This window comes from Kitasatospora sp. NPDC051705 (assembly GCF_044453265.1).
In the GTDB taxonomy this organism is placed as follows: domain Bacteria; phylum Actinomycetota; class Actinomycetes; order Streptomycetales; family Streptomycetaceae; genus Kitasatospora.
The window spans coordinates 32246-56257 of the sequence record NZ_JBITCO010000037.1; the positions used below are offsets into that span (position 1 = coordinate 32246).

The 24012-nt window shown below is 74.4% G+C and carries 21 protein-coding genes and 1 pseudogene; 9 read left to right on the forward strand and 13 right to left on the reverse strand.

What is annotated here, in order from left to right:
* Positions 1-8 precede the first annotated feature (8 nt).
* Both ACIA8Q_RS30975 and ACIA8Q_RS30980 read left to right on the forward strand, forming a co-directional pair.
* Positions 9-995, forward strand: a complete 987-nt coding sequence (locus tag ACIA8Q_RS30975; RefSeq protein ID WP_360215443.1) for a protein kinase — start codon at positions 9-11, stop codon at positions 993-995.
* The gene (locus ACIA8Q_RS30980; RefSeq protein ID WP_360215440.1) at positions 992-1306 is read left to right on the forward strand and encodes a hypothetical protein; all 315 of its coding nucleotides are present in this window, start codon (positions 992-994) and stop codon (positions 1304-1306) included. Before ACIA8Q_RS30975 ends, ACIA8Q_RS30980 begins: the two co-directional genes overlap by 4 nt.
* Before the next feature lie 277 nt (positions 1307-1583).
* Here ACIA8Q_RS30980 and ACIA8Q_RS30985 read toward each other — a convergent pair whose 3' ends face one another.
* A complete protein-coding gene (locus tag ACIA8Q_RS30985; RefSeq protein ID WP_360215437.1) occupies positions 1584-2420 on the reverse strand; it encodes a helix-turn-helix transcriptional regulator in 837 nt (278 codons plus the stop codon).
* A gap of 127 nt (positions 2421-2547) precedes the next feature.
* Between ACIA8Q_RS30985 and ACIA8Q_RS30990 the strand changes: the two genes are divergently transcribed.
* Entirely contained in the window at positions 2548-3612 is a 1065-nt protein-coding gene (locus ACIA8Q_RS30990) for an aldo/keto reductase (protein ID WP_360215434.1), read from the forward strand.
* A 248-nt stretch (positions 3613-3860) separates the two neighbouring features.
* Here ACIA8Q_RS30990 and ACIA8Q_RS30995 read toward each other — a convergent pair whose 3' ends face one another.
* The 3 genes and pseudogenes from ACIA8Q_RS30995 to ACIA8Q_RS31005 form a co-directional block, all read right to left on the reverse strand.
* Positions 3861-6266 carry an FtsX-like permease family protein gene (locus ACIA8Q_RS30995; RefSeq protein ID WP_396318078.1) on the reverse strand — a complete coding sequence of 802 codons (2406 nt, stop codon included), beginning with the start codon at positions 6264-6266 and terminating at the stop codon, positions 3861-3863.
* Complete coding sequence (locus ACIA8Q_RS31000) at positions 6260-7051, reverse strand: ABC transporter ATP-binding protein (protein WP_396318079.1); 792 nt, start codon at positions 7049-7051, stop codon at positions 6260-6262. Before ACIA8Q_RS31000 ends, ACIA8Q_RS30995 begins: the two co-directional genes overlap by 7 nt.
* 177 nt (positions 7052-7228) lie before the next feature.
* A pseudogene (locus ACIA8Q_RS31005) lies at positions 7229-8359 on the reverse strand (molybdopterin cofactor-binding domain-containing protein); the annotation flags it as partial.
* Between the two features lie 570 nt (positions 8360-8929).
* Here ACIA8Q_RS31005 and ACIA8Q_RS31010 point away from each other — a divergent pair.
* A complete protein-coding gene (locus ACIA8Q_RS31010; RefSeq protein WP_360215424.1) occupies positions 8930-10027 on the forward strand; it encodes a glutamate--cysteine ligase in 1098 nt (365 codons plus the stop codon).
* Positions 10028-10415: 388 nt separating this feature from the next.
* On the opposite strand, the gene ACIA8Q_RS31015 is transcribed toward ACIA8Q_RS31010, so the two are convergent.
* Positions 10416-10829 (reverse strand): DUF6296 family protein, encoded by a 414-nt coding sequence (locus ACIA8Q_RS31015; RefSeq protein WP_396318089.1) that lies wholly within the window; start codon positions 10827-10829, stop codon positions 10416-10418.
* A gap of 923 nt (positions 10830-11752) precedes the next feature.
* On the opposite strand from ACIA8Q_RS31015, the gene ACIA8Q_RS31020 reads away from it, so the two are divergent.
* Positions 11753-12685: a YihY/virulence factor BrkB family protein gene (locus ACIA8Q_RS31020; RefSeq protein WP_396318090.1), complete on the forward strand. Its 933-nt coding sequence runs from the start codon at positions 11753-11755 to the stop codon at positions 12683-12685.
* 450 nt (positions 12686-13135) lie between these two features.
* On the opposite strand, the gene ACIA8Q_RS31025 is transcribed toward ACIA8Q_RS31020, so the two are convergent.
* From ACIA8Q_RS31025 to ACIA8Q_RS31040, 4 genes are all read right to left on the reverse strand, one after another.
* On the reverse strand, positions 13136-13732 hold the full coding sequence (locus ACIA8Q_RS31025) for a GNAT family N-acetyltransferase (protein ID WP_396318080.1): 597 nt from the start codon (positions 13730-13732) through the stop codon (positions 13136-13138).
* A gap of 201 nt (positions 13733-13933) precedes the next feature.
* Positions 13934-14440 carry a DUF6924 domain-containing protein gene (locus ACIA8Q_RS31030; protein WP_396318081.1) on the reverse strand — a complete coding sequence of 169 codons (507 nt, stop codon included), beginning with the start codon at positions 14438-14440 and terminating at the stop codon, positions 13934-13936.
* A gap of 150 nt (positions 14441-14590) precedes the next feature.
* Positions 14591-16663 carry a SpoIIE family protein phosphatase gene (locus ACIA8Q_RS31035; protein ID WP_360215409.1) on the reverse strand — a complete coding sequence of 691 codons (2073 nt, stop codon included), beginning with the start codon at positions 16661-16663 and terminating at the stop codon, positions 14591-14593.
* 155 nt (positions 16664-16818) lie between these two features.
* Positions 16819-17109 (reverse strand): hypothetical protein, encoded by a 291-nt coding sequence (locus ACIA8Q_RS31040; protein ID WP_360215466.1) that lies wholly within the window; start codon positions 17107-17109, stop codon positions 16819-16821.
* A 187-nt stretch (positions 17110-17296) separates the two neighbouring features.
* Between ACIA8Q_RS31040 and ACIA8Q_RS31045 the strand changes: the two genes are divergently transcribed.
* Positions 17297-17947: a hypothetical protein gene (locus ACIA8Q_RS31045; RefSeq protein ID WP_387906238.1), complete on the forward strand. Its 651-nt coding sequence runs from the start codon at positions 17297-17299 to the stop codon at positions 17945-17947.
* A gap of 239 nt (positions 17948-18186) precedes the next feature.
* Here ACIA8Q_RS31045 and ACIA8Q_RS31050 read toward each other — a convergent pair whose 3' ends face one another.
* Entirely contained in the window at positions 18187-18585 is a 399-nt protein-coding gene (locus ACIA8Q_RS31050; protein WP_360215404.1) for a DUF2267 domain-containing protein, read from the reverse strand.
* Positions 18586-18849: 264 nt separating this feature from the next.
* Entirely contained in the window at positions 18850-19284 is a 435-nt protein-coding gene (locus ACIA8Q_RS31055) for an Hsp20/alpha crystallin family protein (RefSeq protein WP_354644735.1), read from the reverse strand.
* Between the two features lie 526 nt (positions 19285-19810).
* Between ACIA8Q_RS31055 and ACIA8Q_RS31060 the strand changes: the two genes are divergently transcribed.
* Positions 19811-20227, forward strand: a complete 417-nt coding sequence (locus ACIA8Q_RS31060; RefSeq protein ID WP_360215401.1) for a hypothetical protein — start codon at positions 19811-19813, stop codon at positions 20225-20227.
* Between the two features lie 193 nt (positions 20228-20420).
* Here ACIA8Q_RS31060 and ACIA8Q_RS31065 read toward each other — a convergent pair whose 3' ends face one another.
* Entirely contained in the window at positions 20421-20882 is a 462-nt protein-coding gene (locus ACIA8Q_RS31065; RefSeq protein WP_360215398.1) for a hypothetical protein, read from the reverse strand.
* A gap of 292 nt (positions 20883-21174) precedes the next feature.
* On the opposite strand from ACIA8Q_RS31065, the gene ACIA8Q_RS31070 reads away from it, so the two are divergent.
* Complete coding sequence (locus ACIA8Q_RS31070) at positions 21175-22158, forward strand: hypothetical protein (protein WP_396318082.1); 984 nt, start codon at positions 21175-21177, stop codon at positions 22156-22158.
* Positions 22159-22303: 145 nt separating this feature from the next.
* Entirely contained in the window at positions 22304-22873 is a 570-nt protein-coding gene (locus ACIA8Q_RS31075) for a hypothetical protein (protein ID WP_360215392.1), read from the forward strand.
* 213 nt (positions 22874-23086) lie between these two features.
* On the opposite strand, the gene ACIA8Q_RS31080 is transcribed toward ACIA8Q_RS31075, so the two are convergent.
* Positions 23087-23809 carry a hypothetical protein gene (locus ACIA8Q_RS31080; protein WP_396318083.1) on the reverse strand — a complete coding sequence of 241 codons (723 nt, stop codon included), beginning with the start codon at positions 23807-23809 and terminating at the stop codon, positions 23087-23089.
* Positions 23810-24012 lie beyond the last annotated feature (203 nt).

The window sequence follows — 24012 nt, forward strand, 5'->3', positions numbered from 1 at the left end:
TGCCACCGGTGACCCCGCCGACCCCGCCACGGGCCGCCGCGGCGCCGACCGGCCGGCAGGAGGCGTCCGGGGCCTGCCCGCCGCCACCGCGCCGGCCCGCGGCCCGCTGCCCGCACGGCCGCGAGCCCGCCCACCTGCTGGGCGACAGCGTCGCCGGGTACGAGCCGCTGCGGCTGCTGCGCCGCCGGGGCTGCCAGAACGTCTTCCGGGCCACGGCCCCCGACGGCGGGGACGTCGCGCTCAAGACCACCTGCCGCGACGCCCCGGCCGACGTACTCGCCCGCGCCCGCAACGAGGTCCACGGCCTGCGGGCCGCCGCCGCGCACCCGGACACCGCCGGCCTCCTCGGCGAAGGCGTCCACCACGACCTGCACTACCTCGCCTCCACCTGGCAGAGGGGGCTGACCCTCCACCAACTGCTGCCCCACCTCGACCGCTCCATGGCCGCGTGGTCCGCCGACAGCGCCGAGCTGTTCACCCACCTCGCCCTGGCCCTGGGCCACGCCGTCGAAGGACTCCACCACCACGGCGTCGTCCACGCCGACCTCAGCCCCCGCAACATCGTCCTCGACCACGGCCGCACCCTCACGCTCATCGACCTCGACAGCTGCGTACGCGACGGCGACCCCGCCGGCGCCGCGCTGAACCGCTGTGCCACCACCGCCTACGCCGCACCCGAGTGCCTCGCGCCCCGCCCGCGCCCCGCGCCCACCAGGGCCGCCGACCAGTACAGCGCGGCCGCGATCCTCCACCGCGTCCTCCGGCAACACCCCCACCAGCCCGCCGCCGACAGCCGGGCCCGCACCCGGGAGCACCGGCTCACCCGTCCCGTCCGGCCCCTCACCGGCTGGCCCGACACCGTCTGGCCCGGCCTCCGGGAAACCCTCCGGCAGGCCCTCGCCCCCGACCCCGACGCCCGCCACCCCACCACCGGCCACTTCACCGACCGCCTACGCCGCGCCCTGACCCTCACCCTTCCCGGAGAACACCCATGAACCAGCCAGCCCGCCGATCCTTCCTCCTCGCCACCGCGGCACTGCTCCTCGCTCCCGCCTCCACCGCCGCCGCCGCGGCCACCACGACGGGGACGGGCGCCCGAAGCGGGGCAGCGGGCACAGGGGGCACGAACGACGAACGCGCCCGCACGGAGGGCGACGGGCACCCCGATCCGCACCGGGGTGTCACGCTCGAGGACGACTCGTCCAGCAGCTCCTCCAGCTCCGAGGAGATCGTCATCATCGACCATTCCTCGTCCAGCAGTTCCTCCAGCTCCGAGGAGATCGTCGTCGTCGTCGAGGAGCCCTAGTCCGGCAGTCCTTCCCGCCCCTGGAGGGAGAAGAAGTGGTGCTGTACGCCCTCACGACCTCGCGCGCTTCAGAGAGCACGTTCATGGTCTCCACGCAGTCCCGCTGGTCCCGGTGTTCCGGAGCCTCGATTCTCCCAGTCCACGGGGTGCACGTCACCGGACCGGGAGCCGGACGCTTCGCCCCCGCTGTCGGGTCGGGCCCACCGTTTCGGGCGACGGCCACCCAGTCCGCGCGGCGAGCCCGAGCCCCCCAGGTGGCCGGGCTCCCGGGCGGCCGTCACCGCACGCAGAGCCGGTCAAGGGCCTCGCGGCTCTCCTCGTCCGCGGCTCGGTAGACCAGCAGGCGCAGTTCCGGGTCCTGGAGCGGCAGCAGGACGTCGAAGTCGACGGTGATCGCACCGACGACCGGATGCCGCAGCGACTTCCGGCCGCGTCCGTTGACGCTGACCTCCCGCTCGGCCCACAAGCGGGCGAAGCCCTCGTCCTGTGCGGCGAACTCGGCGATGAGGCCGGACAGTTCCCGGTCCTGCGGGTGCGCGGCCCATGCCGCGCGCAGGTGGGCGATCCCGTCCCGCAGCACCTGCTCCCGGTCGGTGTAGAAGCCGCGCATCTCCGGGTGCAGCAGGCACAGCCACATCGCGTTGCGCCGTGCGGGCGGCACGGCCTCGAAGCCCGGTAGCAGGCGGGCCATTTCGGGGTTCCAGGCGAGGATGTCGTAGCGGTAGTCCAGCAGCATGGCCGGCAGCGGCGAGAGGTCGCCGACCAGGCGGGCCAGCGACGGGGCCACACCGGCGTCCGGACCGCCGGTGGTGCCGGGACGGCGGCGTCCGGCCAGGTCGAACAGGTAGTCGCGTTCGCCCGGGTCCAGGCACAGGGCCCGGGCCAGCGCCGCCAGAACCTCTGCCGAGGGCCGCAGCCCGCGGCCCTGCTCCAGCCGGACCACGTAGTCGGTACTGACCCCGGCCAGTTCGGCGACCTCCTCCCGGCGCAGTCCGGGCGTGCGCCGGGCCCGCCGGTGCGAGGGCAGGCCCAGCCGCTCCGGGTCCAGCCGTTCGCGCCTGCTTCGCAGGAAGGCCGCCAGTTCGACGGTGGTGTCCACGGTGCGTGTCGTCATGACCGGTCCAACCGCCAGGGTGGGACCGGCCTTCCCAGGAACGTCCCTCCCTTATCAGGGGTCGGCCGCCGCCGCAGACTCGGTCCCGGCAACGGAACACGAACACACGCGAGCACAGGAGAGCCTGATGGCACTGGCCCTGGACGACTACCGGCTGCTGGGCCGCTCGGGACTGCGGGTCTCACCGCTGGCCCTGGGCACCGCGACCTTCGGCACCGAATGGGGGTGGGGCGCCGAACGGGCCGAGGCCCGCAAGCTGTTCGACCGCTACGTCGGGCTCGGCGGCAACCTCCTCGACACCGCCGACACCTACACCGACGGAAGCTCCGAGCGCCTGCTGGGCGAGTTCGCCCGCGAGGAGCGCGAACGCCTGGTGCTGGCGACCAAGTACTCGACCCTGCGCCGCCCCGGCGACCCCAACTCCGGGGGCGGGCACCGCAAGGCGCTGTCCGGCTCGGTGGAGGGCAGCCTGCGGCGGCTCGGCACCGACTACCTCGACCTGCTGTACCTGCACGTCTGGGACTTCCGGACCTCGGTGGAGGAGGTGCTGCGCGGCCTGGACGACCTGGTCCGGCAGGGCAAGGTGCTGTACGTGGCGATCTCCAACACCCCGGCCTGGCAGGTGTCCCGGATGCAGGCGATCGCCGACCTGCGCGGCTGGTCGCCACTGGTCGCGCTGCAGGTCGAGTACAGCCTGATCGAACGCACCGCGGAGCGCGACCTGATCCCGATGGCCCGGGAGCTGGGCCTGGGCGTGGTCCCGTACTCACCGCTCGGCGGCGGGGTGCTCAGCGGCAAATACGGTCGGGAGGACGTGGGCGCGACGGGTGCCGGCCCCGACGGGAGCACCCGCCGGAGCCACAACCTAGCCCTGGGCACCCTCACCGAACGCAGCCTCGGCGTGGCCGAGGTGGTCCGGGAGGTGGCCGGCGAGCTGGGGCGCACCCCGGCCCAGGTGGCGCTGGCCTGGACGCTGCGGAAGCCGGGCGTGACGAGCACGCTGCTCGGCGCACGCACCCCCGCCCAGCTGGAGGACAACCTGGGCGCCCTGGCGGTCGAGCTGACGGACGCCCAGCTGGGCCGGCTCGACGCGGCGGGCGCGATCGCCCTCGGCCAGCCGCACGAGCTGCTGACGAGCGAGCCCATCCGCCGGGTGACCACCGGCGACCTGCGGATCGAGACCCGCAGCTGACGGCCGGCCGTCAGCTGCGGGAACCGGGGTCCGGATCCGCGGTCAGGGACCGGGGGCCGGGCCCGCGGTCGGGAGCAGCCGTCGGTTCACCGTCCGGGCGAACCGCGTCCGGCTGGCTTCCGTCGTCGGACTCCGTCGAAGCGGCCTGCCGACCGCATCGTCGGGTTCGCGCGTGACCCGTACCCGGCCCGGGCCGGCGGAGCCGCCGGCCCGGGCCGGGTGGCGCTCGGCCTCCGCGTCAAGCCCCGCTACTCCCGCGCCCCCGCCGCCTCGATCGACCGCCCGCGGGTGACGCGCCAGGCGGCGAGCACGGCCGCGGTCACCGCGACCGCGGCGCACAGGACCACCACCTGCGCGAGCGGTGCCCACGGGACGGTGGCCGCGAACCCGCCCACCAGGCGGTGCAGCGCGGTCGCCTGGGTGGCCGCGACCGCCGCGCCGGCCACGGCGGCGAGCAGGGTGCCCACCAGCACGGCGAGCAGGGACTCCGCCGCGATCAGCCGCAGGGTCTGGGCCCTGGTCGCCCCGGCGAGGTTGAGTGCCGCGAGTTCGCGCCGCCGGCCGGCCGCGGCCATGACCAGGGTGTTGGCTACCGAGAGCAGCGAGTAGCCGACCGAGATCCCGAGCACGACCACGCTCGCGTTCCGCGACTGCGCGCGCTGCTTGGCCGCCGAGCGGTCGAAGTAGAGGTCGGCTGGTCCGACCGCGGCGTCCAGGCCGTCGAGCGCCGTCCGGGCCGTTGCCGCGTCGGCGGGCGTGTCGAGCCAGGCCAGCGCGGGCAGTGCGCCCGCCGTGTGTGCCGCCGAGAGGTAGGTGTCGTCGCCGTTGAGACCGGTCCGGACCACCGCCGCGATGCGCAGTGCGGTCCGTGACCCGTCCGGGAGCCAGCAGGTGACGGTCTGCCCCGGTGACAGGTCGTCACTGCGGGCGGTGTGCTCGTCGACCACCAGGAAGTCGTCGCCGAGCCCGGTCAGTGAGCCGGCGACCACGGTCGGCTTCAGCACCGAGCCGAGTGCGTCGGGCCGGACGGCCTTTCCGCTGAGCGAGTCCAGGACGGTGCCGTCGGCGCCGCTGATCTCCAGCCGGGTGGGGGTGACCGTGGTGGCCCGCAGGTTCGCGAGCGCGGCGGCCGTCGGACGGTCCAGCAGCCCGCCGTCCAGGGGCAGCACCACGGCGGCGGCACGGGTCTGGCTTCGCGCGAGATCGGCGCGGGCCCCGTCGCCGGCGCCCTGCATGCTCATCATGGCCGCGACCAACCCCACGGCCACCACCACGGGGGTGACCGTGGCGGCGGTCCGGCGCCCGGCGTTGAGCGTGTTCTGGCGGACGATCAGCGGACCCGCGCCGAGCCGGGCCAGCGGCCAGGTGGCCAGCCGGGCGACGGGCCGCAGCAGCACGGGCGCGAGCAGGGCAAGACCGCCGACGAAGAGCAGCGGCACGGCGCCGTACTTGCGGGCGTTCACCGCGTACTCGGGTGAGGTCGCAGTGATCGTCCAGCCGGTCGCGACGGCGCCGGCGAACAGGCCCAGGGCCAGTACCCAGCGCAGCGGGGTCATCGCCCGGCTGTTCGCGGCGGAGTCCCGCAGCGCCGCGACCGGGCGTACCCGGGCGGCCCGGACGGCGACGGCGGCGGCGCCCGACAGCGCGGCGGCGACGCCCAGGAGAGCGGCGAGCAGCAGCGCGAGCGGATCGGCGCCGACGTCGAACCATCCGGGTGCGACACCGTGGTGGACCATCCACCCGCGCAGCACGCCGGCGCCCGCCACCCCGAGCAGCGACCCGAGCAGCGACCCGGCCGTGCCGACCAGTCCGGCCTCGGCCAGGACCAGGCCGGCCACCTGGCACGGGGTGGCCCCGGTCAGCCGGAGCAGCGCAAGCTCGCGGCCGCGCTGCTCGATCGAGAAGGCGAAGGTCGCGATCACGATGAAGACCGCGACCGAGACCGCGATTCCACTGGTGGTGGCGGCCATGGCCTGCGCGTTCAGCAGCTGGTCCGCACCGCCGGACGGGTCGGGATCGGCCTGGCGGCGGTCCTGCCCGGTGAGCAGCAGCACGCCGTCGGCTGTCGGCAGGGCGGCTGCCGGGCCGGTGGTCGCCAGTGCGTTGACGGGTGGCGAGATCCGCGCGGCGGCGGCGTCGGTGAAGAAGGCGGCGTGTTCGAACCAGCGCTGCTCGGTGGCGCCGACGACGGTGTAGGCGGAGCGTCCGGCCGCGGTCGTGAGTGGGATCCGGTGGCCGACCAGCTCGGCGCCGCCGGTCAGCACGATCTCGTCGTCCGCCACCGGCGCCCGGCCGGTCGTCAGGTGGTACGGCGTCAAGGCGGCCGATGACCAGCCGTGTCCGACGGCGTCGGACGGGCCGCCCGGGCGGCGGACCGCAAAGGTGCGGTCGGCGACGACCCCGGCCGGCGCACCGCCCGCCACGGTGGCCGGCAGCCCGGTGGGAAGCCGGGCCGCCTCGCCGCGCGCGTCGGCGGGCACGGCCACGGCCGTGGCGGCCGCGAACCGCTGGGGCGCGGGGTGGGGCGTACCGGCGGTCGCGGCCAGGACGAGCGACATCATCGAGATCAGCCCGGTGCCCAGGACGAGGGCGGCGAACACCCCGGCGAAGGCGGTCCAGCGGCTGCGCAGGTTGGCCATGGCCAGTTTCAGCACGCCGCGGCCTCCTCGAGGTGGTCGCGGCCGGCGCCGCCGGGTTCGTCGTCGGTCGGCTCCAGCGCGGCCATCCGGGCGGCGACAGCCTCGGCCGTCGGGTCCGCCAGCTCGTCCACCACCCGGCCGTCGGCGAGGAAGACCACCCGCCCGGCGTACGAGGCGGCCACCGGGTCGTGGGTCACCATGATGATCGTCTGCCCGTGCTCGGCGACGATCCGGCGCAACAGCGCCAGCACCTCCCGGGAGGTGCGGGAGTCCAGGGCCCCGGTCGGCTCGTCGGCGAAGAGCACCTGAGGGCGGGTGACCAGGGCGCGGGCGATGGCCACGCGCTGCTGCTGGCCGCCCGAGAGCTCGCTCGGCAGGTGCGCGGCTCGCGCGGCCAGGCCCAGTTCGGACAGTACCCGGTCGACGTCGGCGGGCCGGGGCGGCTTCTTGGCCAGCTGGAGCGGCAGCTCGACGTTCTGCCGGGCGGTCAGCGTGGGCAGCAGGTTGAAGGACTGGAAGACGAAGCCGATCCGCTCACGGCGCAGCCTGGTCAGGGCCGTCTCCGACATGCCGCGCGGGTCCACTCCGGCGAGGCGGACCCGGCCCTCGTCCACCTGGTCGAGCCCCGCCGCGCACTGGAGCAGGGTCGACTTTCCGGAGCCGGACGGCCCCATCACCGCGGTGAAGGAGCCGGCCGGGAACTCCAGGGTCACCCCGTCCAGGGCCGCGACCCGGCTCTCACCGCTGCCGTACACCCGCCGGACTCCGGTCAGCGCGACGACCGCGCTGTTTTGCACCATGCTGAACTGCCCCCGAGCTGAATGATCATTGAAAGAGGTGACAGTCATACCAGCTTGGGAGCCGATCGAGGGCTGAGTTCGGGCACGTCCGGCCTGTCAGGCCGTGGCGGACGCGCGGCGGGCCGGGGGCAGCGGGCCCGGGGGCAGCGGGCCAGGGGACGACGGCCGCCGCGCCCCTCACCCGGACGGGGCCGGGCGCTCCAGCGCCGGCAGCACCTTGTCCAGCGTGATCGGCAGGTCCCGCACCCGCACGCCGCAGGCGTGCCACACCGCGTTCGACACCGCGGCGGCCGTGCCGACGATGCCGATCTCCCCGATGCCCTTGGACCCCACGGCGTTGACGTGCGGATCGTGCTCGGCGAGCCAGTGCGCCTCGATCCCGACGACGTCCGCGTTGGCCGCCACGTGGTAGTCCGCGAGGTCGTGGTTGACGACGTGCCCGGTACGGGGGTCGAGCACTCCGCTCTCGTGCAGTGCCATCGACAGCCCCATCGTCATCCCGCCGACGAACTGCGAGCGCGCCGTGCGCGGGTTGATGATCCGACCCGCGGCGAACACGCCCAGCAGCCGCGGCACCCGCACCTCACCGGTGTCCGCGTGGACGTGCGCCTCGGCGAACCGCGCCCCGAAGGCGTGCATCGCGTAGCGGTCGTCGGCCGGCCCGACGGAGCCGAGCGCCTCGGCCCCCTCCGGCGGCTCGGCCCCGTACCGGGCCAGGAAGGCAAGCGCGGCCTCGACCACGGCCGAGCCCCACGTCGTCATGCCCGAGGAGCCTCCGGCCACCGACGCCACCGGGTAGTCGGTGTCACCGATGCGCACCTCCACCTCCCCCACCGGCGCCCCGAGGGCGTCCGCGGCGATCTGCGCCAGCGTCGTCCACGTCCCGGTGCCGAGGTCGGCCGCGCCGATCTCGACGACGAAGCGCCCGCCCTCCCACCGGATCACCGCCGTCGACTTCGACATGCGGCTGACCGGATAGGTGGAGGCCGCGACGCCCGTACCGACCAGCCAGTCGCCGCGCCGGCGCACCCCGGGCCGCGGGTCGCGCCGCGGCCAGTCGAACCGCGCCGCCCCCTCCCGCAGGCAGCCCACCAGGTTGCGGCTGGAGAACGGCCTGCCCGAGCCGGGCTCGACCGCGGGCTCGTTGCGCACCCGCAACTCGACCGGGTCCACGCCCAGCCGCTCGGCCAGCTCGTCCATCGCCACCTCCGGGCCGAACATGCCGGGACACTCGCCGGGAGCGCGCATCCAGGACGGCACCGGCACGTCGAGCGCGGCGAGCCGCTCTTGTGGTCTTCCCTCAGCAGCACGATCGCGTCCATGCACGGTCCTTTCGGTGGGGTGGAAGTCGGCGCCGGACGCACTGGTACCCGGCTTCCGGGCACCCGCGCGGGCGCGCCGGGCAGACCACCCGCATGCCGCAGCCTGCCGCTGCGGTCCCCTGCCCGGACGGCCGGCGGCGGCCGGAGGACCGCCCGACGGCGGAACCGGGCGTGGGGGCACCCGGCACGGGTAGGCGCCCGCTGTCAGGGGCCGGGCCGAGGAAGAAGAGGGGTCGAGACCATGACCGCCATCGCCGCACCGACCGCGCCGCTGCCCCCGGCGCCGCCACTGCCCCGCCGGCCGCCTCGCCGGCCGGCACCGCTCCTGCCCGACCTGCCCCCTCCCCCGGGCTGTGCCACCGAGCCCGCCGGCGCGGGCACCACCCGAGCGGGACGCCACCCGGGCCTGGCCCGGCGCACTGACCTGAGAGCCGCCCGGACCTGACAGCCACGGCGACCGCGTGCTGCGCCTCACCGTTCACGGACCCCAGGAACGCCCGCGGCCACGGGCGGACCGCGGGCGCATACGCGCCCGGCGCACGGGTACCCGCCCGGCATGCTGACCCTCGGCATCGAGGAGGAGTACCTCCTGCTCCACCCGGCCACCGGCCTCCCGGTGGCCCGCGCCGCCCAGGTACGCCGCGCCGCCCGTCTCCAGCCCGCCCTGGAACGCGACGAGGTCCAGCACGAACTCCTCCAGGCCCAGCTGGAAGTCGCCACCCCCGTCTGCCACGGCCTGGAGGAAGCCGGCGGCCATCTGCTGCGCATGCGCCTGGCCCTGGGCGAAGCCGCCCGGCAGGAGGGCTGCCGCCTGGTCGCATCTGGTGCGGCGCCCTTCGCCGACCGGGTGCCCGTGCCGGTGACCGACACCGCCCGCTACCAGGCCATGCACGCCGACGCCCGGATGCTCACCGATGAGCAGATGATCTGCGGCATGCACGTCCACCTGGGCATTCCCGACCGTGCGGCCGGGGTCACGGTGATGAACGGGTTGCGGCGCTGGCTGCCCCTGTTGGTCGCGCTCGCCGCGAACTCGCCGCTGTGGCACAACACCGACACCGGGTTCGCGAGCTGGCGCACCCTCGTCTTCGGCCGCTGGCCCGTCAGCGGACCGCCGCCGGTGTTCGACGGCGCGCACGACTACGACCGGCGCACCACGGGCCTGGTCGGACGCGGGCTGATAGGCGACCTCGGGCAGATCTACTGGCACATCCGCCTCTCCGAGCACTTCCCCACCGTCGAGATCCGGGCCATGGACGTCCAGGTACGGCCCGACGAAGCGGTGATGCTCGCGGGAATCGTGAGGGCCCTGGCCACCCGAGCCCTCACCGACGCGCGATCCGGACACCGGCCCCCGCCCGTCGAACCGGAACTCCTGGCGGCCGCGATGTGGCACAGTGCACGGCACGGCTGCACGGGCACCGTGTTCGACCCGACCTCCGACCGTCTGGCCCCCGTTGCCGATGCCGTGGCCGCCCTGCTCGACCACACCGGCCCGGTGATCGACGGCACCGGGGACGGGCGCCACATCGCCCCCGCGCTGGAACGCCTGCTGCGGGAGGGCAACGGCGCCCGACGCCAGCTGCGCCGACTGCGCACCGAAGGCCGGACCGGCCTCGTGGCGATGCTCACCGACCAGACCACCGGCCACTGAGCTCCCCGCTCCCCGGAGCCGACCTCCCCGCAGCCCGGGCCTGGTCGGCGGTGTGCCCGGCGCCCGTGGCCCGGGGCCGTCCCGGCGGCCCCGTCGAGGGCGGGCTCCGGGACGGCCGGCGCTGCCTCGACCGTCATCGGCCCGAGGGCCACCGCCGTCTCCCCGGGACCGAGCGCATCCCGTCGAGCACGTCCCCGTCGTTCCCCGTCCCCGTCTCCACCGCCCTGGCGGGGCCGACCGCCCCGGCGTGGCAGCATGCCAGGGCGTGGACATGCGCCGCAGGAGCCCCGTGAGCCTGACCGGCCCCGCCGACGGCCCGTGGTGGTGCCGGTGGGACCACCGCCCTCTGAGACCCGGACAACGCGGGCAGGCAGGCGTCGACCGGTCCTCAGGGCATCGCGACGGCGTGCAGAACCGGATGGCCGTCGGCGTAGTCGTCGGGCGCGGACAGCACGGTCGCCGCCTCCCCCTCGATCCGCAGCCGCCACAGCCCGGCGGGATCCTTCCACACGTGGCCGCCACCGGGAGCCACGTCGTCGCTCAGATGCACCAGCAGCACCTTGGGACGGACGTGTCCGACCCGGCCCGGGGGCGCGAACCCTCGAAAGAGGAGGAGCAGGGGGTGCCAGGGCAGAGCGTGGAGAGCGAAGCCCGCGCGGCGAGGAGCAGGGCCCCTCGAAGCACCGGCGTGACCAGGGGACCAAGGGCCCGTCCCGCCGTCCGGCCGGAGGCTACTCCCAGAAGGCCCGAACAGGTGTCGGCCCGCAGGAACCCGACCAGTCCGAAGGTGGTCAGTGACCAGCCCTCACCCGCTCAGGTCTCCTCGAGCAAGCGCCTGCGGCACTGGCTCGCGGGAACCACAGCGGCTTCGGTCCGGTCACTGATGTCCCGGGGTCGCCGACGGCTCGTCCTCCGCGAGGCCCAACGCCTCCAGAAGCCGCCTGCAGTCTTCGCGGTCGAGCGCGTGAGCGGCTATCGTCCTGCGCGCCCGGCACAGGACCGATTCCGGTACCGAACCGGCTGGTTCGAGAATCTCGCCGACCGACGCCGGGTCCCAGTTCGGACGCATCAGCAGAGAACCCCTTCGCATGCGGGTGAATCTTTCAGGCTACTGCGCCACCCCACAGCCCGGAAGGACGCCTCCTCCCCCGTCTGCCGGCCGCCGTCGACGCGGCCAAGGGGGTTGGACCGGCACCCGCTGCCCAGGCGCCCGACAGGGCGTCGCCGCCCTCCTCGACCCCAGCCGCGCGGCGACGCCCACCAGGTCCATTCCGTTGGCGGCGGCACGGTCGTTTCCCGCCTGCCAGGGACGGGCAGCCGTCCGGCAAACCTCGGCTCGAGGCCCTGACAGAGGAGCCGCCGCCAACGGTGCCCGCCGACAGCACAACCCCCGGGTGGTCCGTGCACGCGTCCGACGGCTGGCACTGCGGTGGCTCCTCGGAAGGGGGACACGCACAGAACCGGGTGCGCTTCGAGGCCCACCCGGGACGTTCGACGAGCGGGCGGCCCGGGCCCTGGACGGAGACGGCGCGCACGACGTGCGCCGCTCCCCCGCGGCCCTGCCGGAGCCACGCCCCGTGCCCTGGTGGCCCTGCTGCAGAACCCGGTCAGTCCGGCTCACCGACTGGCACGACAGCCGTCATACGGACGCCATGCGGATGAGGCGTTTCGCATCGTACGGAGCGGGCAGGCGGCCGAGGCGTCCGATCGGACGCCTTCGGTCTCCTGGGCAGTTGGGGGTGTGCGGTGGCTCGGTCGTCGGGTGGCGACGGACGGTGGTGGCGGGCCCTGCGGCGCACGCCGCTGACGATGTGGAACGACGACGTCACCGACTTCGCCGCAGCCCTGACGTACTACGCGATCCTGGCGGTCCTGCCGGCACTGCTGGCCACGGTGGTCGGCTTCGCACTGATCAGCCCGGCGGTGGCCCGGGACGCGGCGGCGCACCTGGCCGGGCTGGTGCCGGGCCAGGCCGGCGCGCAGCTGGGCGGAGTGCTGTCCCAGGCACTGGGCGGTGGTTCGACCGGCTGGACACTGCTGGCAGCGGGCGCCGGCAGCGCGCTGTGGTCGTGCTGCAGCTATCTGGCGGTGTTCCGGCGGGCGCTCCACCGGATGCACGGCACCAGCGACCGGCGCTCCCCGCTGCGCAAGGCCCCGCGGATCGTGGCGACGGCGGCGGTGCTGCTGGTGCTGCTGGCGGTCAGCGCCCTGGCCCTGATCCTGAGCGGTCCTGTCGCCGAGGGCGTGGGCCGGGCTCTGCACCTGGGAGGGACGGTACCGCTGGTGTGGTCGCTCGTCCGCTGGCCCGTTCTGCTGCTGGTGGTGGCCGTACTGGTGCTGGTCGTCTTCCGCACCGGCCCCGAACCGGCGCGGCGGCGGCACACCAGCCTGCCCGGCGGCGCCCTGGCGGCGGCGCTCTGGCTGGTCTTCTCGGCCGGCTTCACGCTGTACACCAGCGCCCTGGGCACCTACAGCCGCCTGTACGGCTCGCTTGCGGGGACGGTGCTGTTCCTGATCTGGCTGTGGCTCTCCAACCTGGCGCTGCTGGCGGGTGCACAGTTCGCAGCGGAACTACGCCGCGACGCCGCCGGGCCGGCTGGCGTATCCGGAGCCACGGTTCAGCCACCCGTCAGCAGCCCCCGACCGGCCGAAGGCTGAAGCTGCTCCACGAGGTGCCGGGCCGTTCCTCCTGAGCTTCGTGTTCGTCGAGCGCCACCGCACCGGCGCTCCACGACCGCCGGTGGTCCTCGCCGGCACGGGCGCAGCGCGGCGTCGGCGGCACGGGCGGCCTCCGGCTGCACTTGGGCTCCCCGGTCCTTCCGCTGCTGGTCACAGGACCGGCAACGGTCCGAACGGGCGTGCCTGGCGTGACCGGCAGGCCGCAGTGACCCGGCAGCCGTCGGGGCGGGCGGATCGGCCGGTTGCCCGAGCGCGTCGGCCAGGCTTCAGCCGTCGAAGCGGAACCAGCGGAAGCCGTGGTCGATGAGTGCCGTCAGGGTCCCGCGGTGGAGCCCGGAGGACGGCACGGCGTGAGCGGCCCGCTTCGGGCGGGTGGCCGGGTCGGGAGTTTCTGACCCGGCCACCCTGCCGCCATGTCCCACGGCTCGGTCAGGGCTCGACCGGGACGGACGTCGAGTCCGCCGGAGCCGCGGGGTGCCCGGTCCGGATCGCGTCCGCCTGGACCTCGAAGACGATCACGAGCCCGTCGTGTTCGTCTCCCTGCTCGCCGACGCGCGTGAACCCGGAGCCCGCGACGGTGGCCAGGGAGGCGGTGTTGTCGGCACTGACCCTGGCCCGCACGGTCCTGACGCCGGGTTCGGCGGCGGCCCTGCGGAGCAGCGCCGCCAGCATGGCGCGGGCGTAGCCCTGGCGGCGGTGCCCGGGCACGACGGTGAAGCCGACCTCGACCGTGCCGTCCTCGTCCGGCGGCCCGTGGAACCCGGCGTCGCCGACCACGACCCCGTCCGGCTCGGACACCACGGCCCGCGTGATCCACGGCGCGGCCTCCGGCTCCCGTGCGAGCTGGTCGGCGCGGTAGCCGAAGATCCAGCGGGCCCGGTCGCCGACGAAGTGCGGGTCCAGGGCCACGCCCGCCTCGGCGCTGGCGCCGGCGAGGTCGCCGTCGGCGAGCGCCCTCAGCGCCTTCGCACCGAGCTCGACGAAACGGACGCGCTGGGGGCTGGTGGGGTGGGGTTCGCTGTTCATCGCGGAGATGCTCGCCCGGCGGCCGGAAGGCTGTCCACCGCTTTTGCGGTCCCGCCGGGCACGGCGGTCGCCCCGGTTGGTGCTCTGGGCGGCTCTCCGCCGGCCGCCGCCTCAGCCCGACCGGGTCGCGCCGTTCAACGGGCGGGCCCCGTGGCGAGTTGGACGGGCCCCCGGAGTTCGACCAGCTCACACGGCGGGTTCTCAGAAGGACCGGAAGATGCCGGAGGGGTCGTTCCGGGCGGCTTCGACGATGTCCGCGAAGGCGAGATTGGCGATCGACAGGTTCGCGTGGATGTCACCGATGCCGGCGGGAACGGTCCGGACGGTGCCGCCGTCCGCCTCGAACTCCTCGTCGCTCGCGTGCTCCTCGTCGCTCGTGTACTCCTCGTCGCTCGCGTGCTCCTCACGGGTCGGCACGGACACCACCAGCAGGGTGTGCTCGTGGTCCTCCATGGCGACGCCGTCCGCCAGGTAGACGACGCTCAGTTCCGGATCGCCCGAGAGCGCGGCGATCACGGCATCGGGCGTCGCACCCGACCAGGCCGGATCGTCCACCACGTGGAGGTGGGGGTCGACATCGTCGCTGCCGTCGAACTCCCACGGCTTCGACAGCTCTGCCAGCACGGATTGCCAGGCCCGGTCGTCGCTGAAGTCGGTTCTGATGACCAGTGCGGCGAACTCGTCGCGCTCGGCAATGGCGGGCAGCATCGTCAGGCTCCGATCTTCACGTGACCGTACGTACGTGTCACGCACACCCTGCCAGCCACCGCTGACAGCCGGTCGCACGGGCCCGGGGCCCGGCCCTTGGCCGAGCCGCGCGGCGGCGATCGGCGGGGCCGGGCCGGGAGCGCTGCCGGTTCACGGGTCGGGGGTGTCCGGGCCGGCGGGCAGGACGCGGGCGATGAGGAGGGCGACGTCGTCCGGGGTGTCGGGGCGGCGCAGGGCGGTGAGGAGCAGGTCGCACGTGTCGTCCAGGGGGCGGCGGGGGCCGGCGAGGAGGTCGGCGAGGGTCTGCAGACGGCGGTCGATGTCCTGGTCGCGGACTTCGACGAGGCCGTCGGTGTAGAGGACGAGGTCGTCGCCCGGGCGCAGGGTGAGGTCGCGGGTGGGGAACGGCAGGCCGCCGACGCCCAGCGGCGGGCCGGGGTCGATCCGGACCGGGTGCGGGGTGTCGCCGGGGCGGGCGAGGACGGGCGGGGGGTGGCCGGCGGAGGCGATGCGCAGGAGCCCGGTGGCCGGGTCGAACAGGGCGATCAGGCAGGTGGCCATGGCGTCGCCGAGGTCTCGGGTGGTGGCGTCGAGGTGGGTGAGGAGGTCGGCCGGGTCGGTGGTGAGCCGGGCCAGGGCGCGGGTGGTGGTGCGCAGCTGGCCCATGGTGGCGGCGGCGTTGATCCCGGAGCCCATGACGTCGCCGACGACCAGGGCGGTGCGGTGGCCGGCCAGGGGGATGGTGTCGAACCAGTCGCCGCCGGTGTCGTCGGTGGCGCTGGCGGGCTGGTAGCGGTGGGCGATGGCCAGGCCGGGCGGGTCGGGGGCGTGCTGGGGTGGCAGGAGGTGGCGCTGGAGGGCGATGGTGGCCTGGCGCTGGTGCTGGTACCAGCGGGCGTTGTCGATGGCGACGGCGGCGCGGGCGGCGAGTTCGGTGGCGAGCAGGACGTCGTCCTGGTCGAACGGGTCGGGGTTGCGGGTGCGCTTGAGGTCGAGGGCGCCGAGGACCCGTCCGCGGGCGATGAGCGGCACCGCCAGGTAGGAGTGGACGCCGGCCTCGGCGAGGAGGCGGGCGGCGGTCTCGTCGCGGGCGATCCGGGGCAGGTCGGCGGCGCTCACGTGGGCGACGAGGACGGGGTGGCCGCCGACGGCGGCCTGGGTGACCAGGCGGCGGGGGTGGTAGCGGGTGACCTCGCCGACCGGGTCCGCGGCCAGGGTCGCGGGCGTGGGCTGGGCGGCTTTGATCGCCATCGCGCGGAAGCGGGCGGGCCCGTCGTCGGCGCGGCCCGTCGCCCCGGGCAGGGCGGCGTCCAGCAGGTCGACGGCGGCGATGTCGGCGACCTCCGGCACGGTCACCTCCGCCAGCTCCCGGGCCGTGGTGGGCAGGTCCAGCGTGGTGCCGACCCGGATCGACGCGTCGGCGATCAGCGACAGGCGCCGCCGGGCGCGGGCCGCGGTGAGGGACTGCTCGTAGGGGTTCGTGACGTCGATGACGGAGATCGCCAGCCCCATCACCCGGTGTGCCTGGTCCTCCAGCCGGTAGAACGACGACGTCCACGCGTGGGTGCGGTCGTCGTACGGCATGTGGCCGACGGTGAACTCCTCCAGCACCGGCCGGCCGGTGACCAGCACCCCGCGCATCCGGTCCTCGATCGCCGCGACGTCCAGGTGCGGCAGGACCTCGTGCGGGGTGCGGCCCAGGTGCTCGGCGGCCGGCACCCCGTTGATCCGCTCCAGCGCCGGGTTCACCAGCTCGTAGCGCAGGTCCTCGTCCAGGACCGCGAGGCCGATCGGTGCCTGGTCGACCATCCGCGCCGACAGCGCCAGATCCCGCTCGACCCGCTGCAGGGTCTCCCGGGACGACACGATGCACAGCGCGTACCAGGTGCCGGACGCGGCCTGCAGGCGCATGTTGCGCATCTCCACCAGCACCGTGCGCCCGTCCTTGTGCCGGGCCGGGAACGCCCCCGCCCAGGTGCCCTCGCCGGCCATCACCCGCTCGAACGCCTCCAGCACCGTCTGCCGCCGGTCCGGCGAGACCAGCAGGTCGATCGCCGCGCGGCCGAGCGCCTCCTCGCCCCGGTAGCCGAACAGCGCCTGTGCCTGCGGGCTCCACAGCGAGATCCGCCCCTGCGCGTCCACCACGACGGCCGCCACGCCGAGGACGTCCAGCAGGCCGCCCGCCGCCAGTGCCGCATCGGCCGGCCCCAACCGCTCCGCCACCGTGCACCACCTCCTCGCCCGCTCGCCCGGCCACCGCACCAGGATCCCGTGTCATTCCATCGTCTGCCCGATGCCGCGGACGTGACCGGCGGCCCGGGCCTCGGCCCCGCGCGAAAAGCGGGACGCCGGGCTCCCGGTGTCCCGTCGCCGCCCACTCAGGTCAGGACGGCGCGTACCGAGGCTGCGCCGGGGCCCGCGGGCAGCCGGCCTCCGATCACGACGTCGGCCGCCCGGAGGTGTTCGATCTTGATCCAGTCCCGGGAGCGTGCCCCCGGGAGGTAGCGGGAGTCGCCGTGTCTGGCGATGACGCCTTCGAGCCGGTGTTCGCGTGTCCACCCGTAGGCCTCGGCCACCGAGTCCCCGGTCGGCGGGACGCGCAGACCCGGCTGCCCCGGTTCCGGATTCTCGAGCAGGTCCCGTCGTCGTGCGTACGGCTCGGCGAGCAGGGGGGCGGCCGTGGGCGTGCAGCAGGTCGAACGCGATGAACAGCGTGGGCATGGTCGGCACCCCGGCTTGGACGGCGGCCGGGAGGGTTCCGCTGCTCCTGAAGGCCTTCGTTGTCAGGGGCTGCTGAGAGGATGCGGGCCTGGAGGAGGGCGGCCCCGCTCTGCCCTGGCAGTGAGGAGACGTCAGATGGATTTCGCCAAGACCCTGTTCGCCCACCTCGCGGAGGCACCGCAGACCAGCGGGCCGCGCGATTCGTGGTGGATCCACCCCGTGGGTACGCTCCCGGTCTCCTCGGACATGGCCCTCGTGTTCGACCCCACGTCGGGTGAGGCCGACGGCCTGGAGGTGCCTGCGGGCAGCCATCGGGTGTACGCGGTGATGGATGCGGCGCCGGGAGAGGCGCCGATGACGCTCGGGTTGCTGCTGTGGTTCGACGAGGCACCGCCGGTGGAACTCGGTGAGTACTCGGGCGTGGGCGTGATGACGCACTGCGGCGTCGTGTGCCTCGGCGATCGGCGGGACGACGACGGTGCCCTGGTGAGCGGGCTGATGAGGCTGGCCGGGCAGGAGATCCGGCGCCGTGCGGCGAACGGCCGGGACCGAGGTCTGCTGCCGGCGTTCGAGGGGGCGTGTCGGCAATACAGTCCCGACGCCCTGCAGCCGCCCGAGGAATCCTCGCCTGACACGTTCCGTGCCGGATGGCACGTCCTGTCGGACGAACGGACCGGGTCGACGGTCATCGCGCTGCTGGACCACGGCGAGAACGGCGGCATCTACCCCTGTCTCGACGCGCAAGGGCGAGAGGTCGCCCACCTCGTACAGTTCGAGACCGAGTGACGACCTGCCGGGCGGTCTCCGCACGAGCGGCCCGGGCCCGCGGCGGCGCGCCGTCGGTGCAGGAGCGGAGGGTCCGGCCCGGGAGCGGTCGGCGGCGCCGGGGCAAGGTGGTCCCGGACGGGCTCGATCAGTGTGTTCGTGGCCAGGGAGCCGGCGTCGGCGGTGGCGGGACGGACGTCCGGCCCACGGGAGGTGGAACGCCCGGGCCGGGGTCTCCCGGGTTCCCCCTCCGGGTCTGTTCAGGCGGCGACCGTCAGGTCGGCGCGGCCAAACAGCAGGGCGTAGCCGCGGGGCAGCTGGGCGAGGATGCGGTCACTGAGGTCGTCGCCGGCGAGGTCGGTGACGGCGGCGAGGACGGAGGAGGTGTCCCAGCGGGCCGCGGTGAGGCTGGTGCCCAGGTTGCGGGCGACCGCTTCGACGAAGACGGGGGCTGCGACCGGGGCGGGGAGGGGGATCTGCGAGGCGAAGACGGCGCGGGCGCGGTCGGGCAGGGCCGCGGCGAGGTCGCAGCGCTCCTCGCCGGTGAGCTGGGAGCCGAGGACGGCCAGGACGGCGGTGAGGACGCGTTCGGCTTCCTCGTCGCCGGCGTAGCGGCCGAGGGTGCGGACCTGCTGGATCAGGTGGCGGTAGCGGGTCATGGCTGTGGAGCCTTCCGGGGGCCGGCCGGCCGCGGGTCGGCGGCGGCGTGAGGGTGGTCGGTCGGAGTCCGAGTGCCCGGCGCCGGTGTAGACCGGTGAGGTTCAGCAGCCGGATCTTGCGGCCCCCGGGCCTGGCGCAGCGCTCCGGGCGTCCGGGGCGCTGCCCGTCCGGGCGGCCTCGGGAAGCGACCGACTGGGGGTGTTCCGGCCGCCCCTTCGATCGAGGGGGAGAGATCGGGGGCGGCCGGAACGGTCGGGGACGGGTCAGGCCCGGATCTGCTTGCGGTCGCCGCTGTGGCTGATGGCGACCTTGCGGGGCTTGGCCTTCTCGGCGACCGGGATCTTCAGCGTCAGCACGCCGGCGTCGTAGTCGGCGGTGATCCCGGCGGGGTCGAGGGTGTCGGAGAGCATGACCTGGCGGGAGAACACACCGAGCGGGCGCTCGGACAGCTCCCACTTCACGCCCTCGCCCTCCTGGCGCGGGCGGCGCTCGGCCTTGACGGTCACCATGTTCCGCTCGACGTCGATGTCGATCGCCTCCGGGTCCACCCCCGGCAGGTCGAAGCAGATCACGTACTCGTCGCCGGCCCGGTAGGCGTCCAGCGGCATCGGCGCCGGACGCGACCAAGTCCCCGTGTTGCCCAGGAACTGCTGGGTCAGCCGGTCCAGCTCGCGGAACGGGTCAGTGCGCAGCAGCATCGCGAAACACCTCCACAGATCGAATGGGTGCCAGTGCGCTTCACCTGACACCTTTGTAGCGCGGTCATCCATCCGATGACAAGTCGGCGTGTCGCCTATAGAGTGACTTCATGAGCGAGAAGTCCCGCAGAGCCGCCGCCGACACCTCCCCGGCCGGTCGAGCCCGCCTCGTTCCTGGCAGCCAGCGGATCCACCGGACGTCCGCCGCAGCCCTCGACGCCGTCGACACCCACCTGGCGCACCTCGACGCCCTGCGCCCCGACCGACGCGACGGGCCCGCCGTGGGACCCGGACGCCTCGCACACCCCGGACGGCCGCCCGCCGGGAACGGTCCGGAGCGGGCGGATGCCGGCATGACCGGCACCGCCGCCTCAGCCCGAGTCGCGGGCCGGGGACCGACCGGAGCGAGCGACCGGGCCTGCTGCCGGGCCTCCACCGGCCAGGCTCCGCCGGGCCGTACGGCGACCCGCCCCCGGGGACGGACCCTCGGAGACGAGAAGATCCGTTCGGCGGATAGGGTGCCGCCATGAGCATGTCCAAAGCGGTCGAGCAGGTCGTTCACGAGGCGCAACTCCAGCTCACCGACGGGACGTGGGAGCTCAGCACGCCCGACTCGGCGCTGGCCCGGCAGACCGCCGAGGCCCTCGCGGGCGCCGTCGGCCCCGCCGACGTCCAGGAGGCGCTGCCGAGGATCGAGCGGCTCGCCGCGCTGCGCGAGGCCCTCGCCGCCCTCGCCACGACCGTCGCACGCACCCACGGCCACCTCGCCTGGTTCCTCGCCGACGCCAGCAGCCACCTCACACCGGTCCTCCACTGGCGCGCTCTGGACGCCCCCGGCGGCCGTGCCTTCGGCGCCGTCCCGCCCACCGACGACGAACTCGCCGACGCCGAAGCCGCCATCCGCACCGTCGCCGCCATACTCACCCGCACCGGCCGCAGCTGACCGGCCACTCGGCCCCGCAGGCGAGCGGACACACAGGGGGCAAGGGGGCACACGCGGGCGAACGGGCACACGGGGGCGCAGCACGGAACCGGGGCCCGGCCTGACGCGCGACGCGCCGACGTCATCGCGTACGGGGTTTCGACCGCGGCCGGGACCGGCCGGACTCACCGGAGCCCGTCACCGTCGGGCGGTGTCAGCTGACGAAGATCCGGTGCGGGGCGTCCGAGGTGGCGATCTGCTTGCGCTCCACGTGGACGCCCGGGTACGTCTTTGCGGCGCTGCGCACCCCGAAGCTGGTGGCCACGGCCAGCAGGCCGCTCACGCCCGACAGGCCGGCGACGGCGCCGCCGCCGCCGATGAGGCAGGCGATGACGACGAGGACGATCCCCGCCGCGAGCAGGAGCCAGCCGAACGTGCTGCGGGTGCGCTGCTTCTGCGCGGCGGTCGGCCCGGATTCCAGCACCACCCTGACGGGGAGGCGGCAGTCGCCGCAGAACACGTCGAGGACGACGGCCCCCGACTCCGGGCGCCGGCTCGCGCCGAGCGGGAACAGGTGCCACTGCGACCGGTAGGTCGTGCTCCGCACCCCCTCGGTGCGGGTCATGCTCGCCCGGTGGCCCAGGCGGAACTGTGAGACTCCAGTGGGCACGCTCATGGATCCGGCTCCGTCTCCCCCGTGCGCGGCCCCCGGGCGTCCGCGCGAGCCGCGATGGTAGCAAACGCAGGCGTACACGAAGAGGCCACCGGGCGACGGGCAGGGCCGCGCGGAGGCCTGCCGGCCGGGGCGGGCGGAGGCGCCCGGCACCGGCACACGGGCCTCAGGCTCCGTGGCGGTTCAGGCTGATATGGCATGGACATGCTTAATTCGGCGGGCGGGACGGGGCGGGACACCGCACCCGGTCGCGCGCCGCCCGTCCGAAGACGTCCACCGCACCCCTGGAGACCCCGTGAATCCCGCCACCGCCTCCCGCAGGCGGCGCCTGCTCGCCCCCGGCGCCGCCTGCCTCGCCCTGCTGTGCTCCACCGCCCTCGGTGCCGCGACACCGGCGCAGGCCTTCAGCGGGGGGAACCACGAGAGGATCACCCGGGCCGCGCTGGGGGCCGGGGGCTGGCACCCGAACTCGCTGACGGCGATGGCGGACGGGAACTCGGGCGCCATCGTCGCCAACGACCACGGCGAGTACTTCGGCATCGGCAAGCTGCACTGCGACAACGCCGACTACCTCGACCCCCGGTACGACGGCCGCTACCCCCGCAGCCGCCAGCAGGCCGACGCCGAGATCATCGACTGCATCGACGGTTCCGTCCACAACTTCAAGCGGGCCGTCGCCGCCGCGGACCGGCTGGTCGACGCGAACGGGCACGTCCTCGCCGCCCAGACCTCCCTCTCCCCCGCCTGCACGTGGAACGACCAGCCGGGGCGGGCGAAGTGCGAGGTGCTGGAGGACCTGGGCCGCGGCTGGCACCAGATCGAGGACTTCTACGCCCACAGCAACTGGGGCGACCAGGCCGGCCCGGGAGCCGTCGGCGTCAGGAACCCCCCGGGCCTGGGCAGGACCGACCTGCCCGCGTTCTTCTCCATCGCCCGCTACAGCGCCATGAGCCGCACCGACTGGGCCAAGGACGCCACCGGCCACATCCCCCACGACCTGGCCACCGGCTGCTACCCGGACCGCGACCACACCGGGACGGTGTCCGACTGCGCGAACCGCGTCACCCACGACGGGGTGCTCAACAAGGACACCGCGGACAGCCCGCGTTCGGCCGCCGGCCACAACTTCGACCGCGCCTACGACATGGCCGTCAAGGACATCACCCGCCAGTGGAACGACTTCAAGGGCGAGCTCCAGCGCCGGTACCCGAACAACGGCCGGGCGAAGGCGATGATCTGCGCCATCACCCACGACCACCCGGACAACACCTGCGGCTGACCGGCCGTCGACGGCCTTGCGACTTGACGTGTCATCAGGGACCTTGCAAGGAGGTCGTGAACCGCGGGGGCTGCCTCGGCGTTTCACCTTCTGACGAGTCCTGCGGGGGGACGCAGTGCACGACGGGATGCAGACGCTCCTGACCATGGCAGTGGCGGCCGCCGGGTTGTGGCTGGCCCACAACTACCGGCGCCAGCTCAAAGGCAAGCTCACTGAACGCATGCTGGCTGCCTACCTGGAGCTCTGGGAACTGACTGCGGTATCCGATCTCAACCGTGAACCGCCGATGACCGACGAGGAGAGCCGTCAGCTCGCGGAGGAGATGATGACCTGGTACTACGCGAACGGTAACGGCATGCTGATGTCACCCAAGACGCGTGCGCTCTTCTTCACCGTACGCGGCAACTTGGTGGCACCCGTCCAGAACCTCCAGCCTGCGTCTGTACGAACTGCTCCTGCAGGAGTCGAGGGGCCGACCGCCGGTCTGAGGATCACCTGCATCCGGGCCAGACAGTTGTCCGTCCTGCGGACACGACTGAAGACCGACATGGCCATGTACTTCGGCGCACGGCACCTGCGCAAGCTTCGTCGGGACGAGTGGGAGCTGCTGCGCCTTTGCGGTATGGCCAGGAATCCGGTTGCACGGATACGCGCCAGCAGGTGGCTGGCGAAACGGCTCGAACGGACCCCCTGCTTCTGTGGGCAGTGCAACTGAGACGACCGCATCCAGACGCACTCGGTCCAGCCACGGGTGCAACGAGAAGGACGGGAGAAGAGGTTGTCGGAATCCGGCGGCGACCCGGGCTGCGGGGCTGGGCCGCCGCCGGACTCGCCTCTCGGGCGCGGAGTGGCCGGTGGGGGCGCCGGGTGGTCCGCTGCCGCGGGTTGCGACGGCCGGGTGGCGGCGGGGCGGCCGGGGGTCGTGCCGTCAGTGGGTGGCGGTCGGGGCCGGGTGGCTCGCGCGGGCGAGGGCCTGCTGCCGCAGGCCGCGGAGCTGGTCGAGGAGGGGCTGGTCGGCCCCGAGCACGGTCTTCTCGACGTCGGCCTGGATCCGTTCCACGGTGGCGGCGAAGCCGGCCTGGTCCTGGCAGCGGGCCGAGGTCCTGGCGAGGGAGAGCTCGCCGCCGATGAGGTCGTGGGTCTTCGCCGGATCTCCGCCCTCCTGTTTCACCCGCTGGTCGATCACGGCCACCGGGTCTGCCAGGTGGGTGGCGCTCTGGTGGGCCGAGGACATGCAGTCCCGCCACCGGCCCTCGGCGGCGGCGTACCGGCCGTCGGCCTGGACTCCGGCGACGACATCGCCGCTGAGCACCTGGAAGGTGTTGAACAGCCGGAAGTAGTCGGGGCCGTAGAGGGTGTCGCGGGCCCGGGTGAGGCAGGAGTCGCCGTTGTAGTAGAACTGCTGCTGGCCGGGCAGGTCGACGGTGACCCGGTGCGCGTCCGTCCCCAGGAGGGCAGCCTTCCACGCCTGGTCGGCGTCGTGCTCCTGGTTGGGGTCGGCGGCCTGCTTCAGGTGCAGCACCGTGCTGATCACGCCGAAGCCGTCGGCGGCGGCCTGGTCGGCTCCGAGCAGCCCGTACGGGTTGGCGTCGACGCGGTGGTCGCCGGTGACGAGGCCCTGGGGGCGGTAGTCGAAGCCGCGCTCGCGCATGCATCCGGTGACGAGGACTTCTTCGGCGTCGTGCAGGGCGGCGCGCTGCTGCTCGTCGTAGTGGGTGACGCCGCCGAAGGGACGCGGCGGGGCCCCGGGCGGGGTGGTGGGGGCGGGGGGGGGGCGGGCGGCGGCCCCCCCGCCCCCCCGGCGCGGGGCCCCGGGCCGGGGGGGGGGGGCCGGTGGGTGGTATGGGTGTGTTG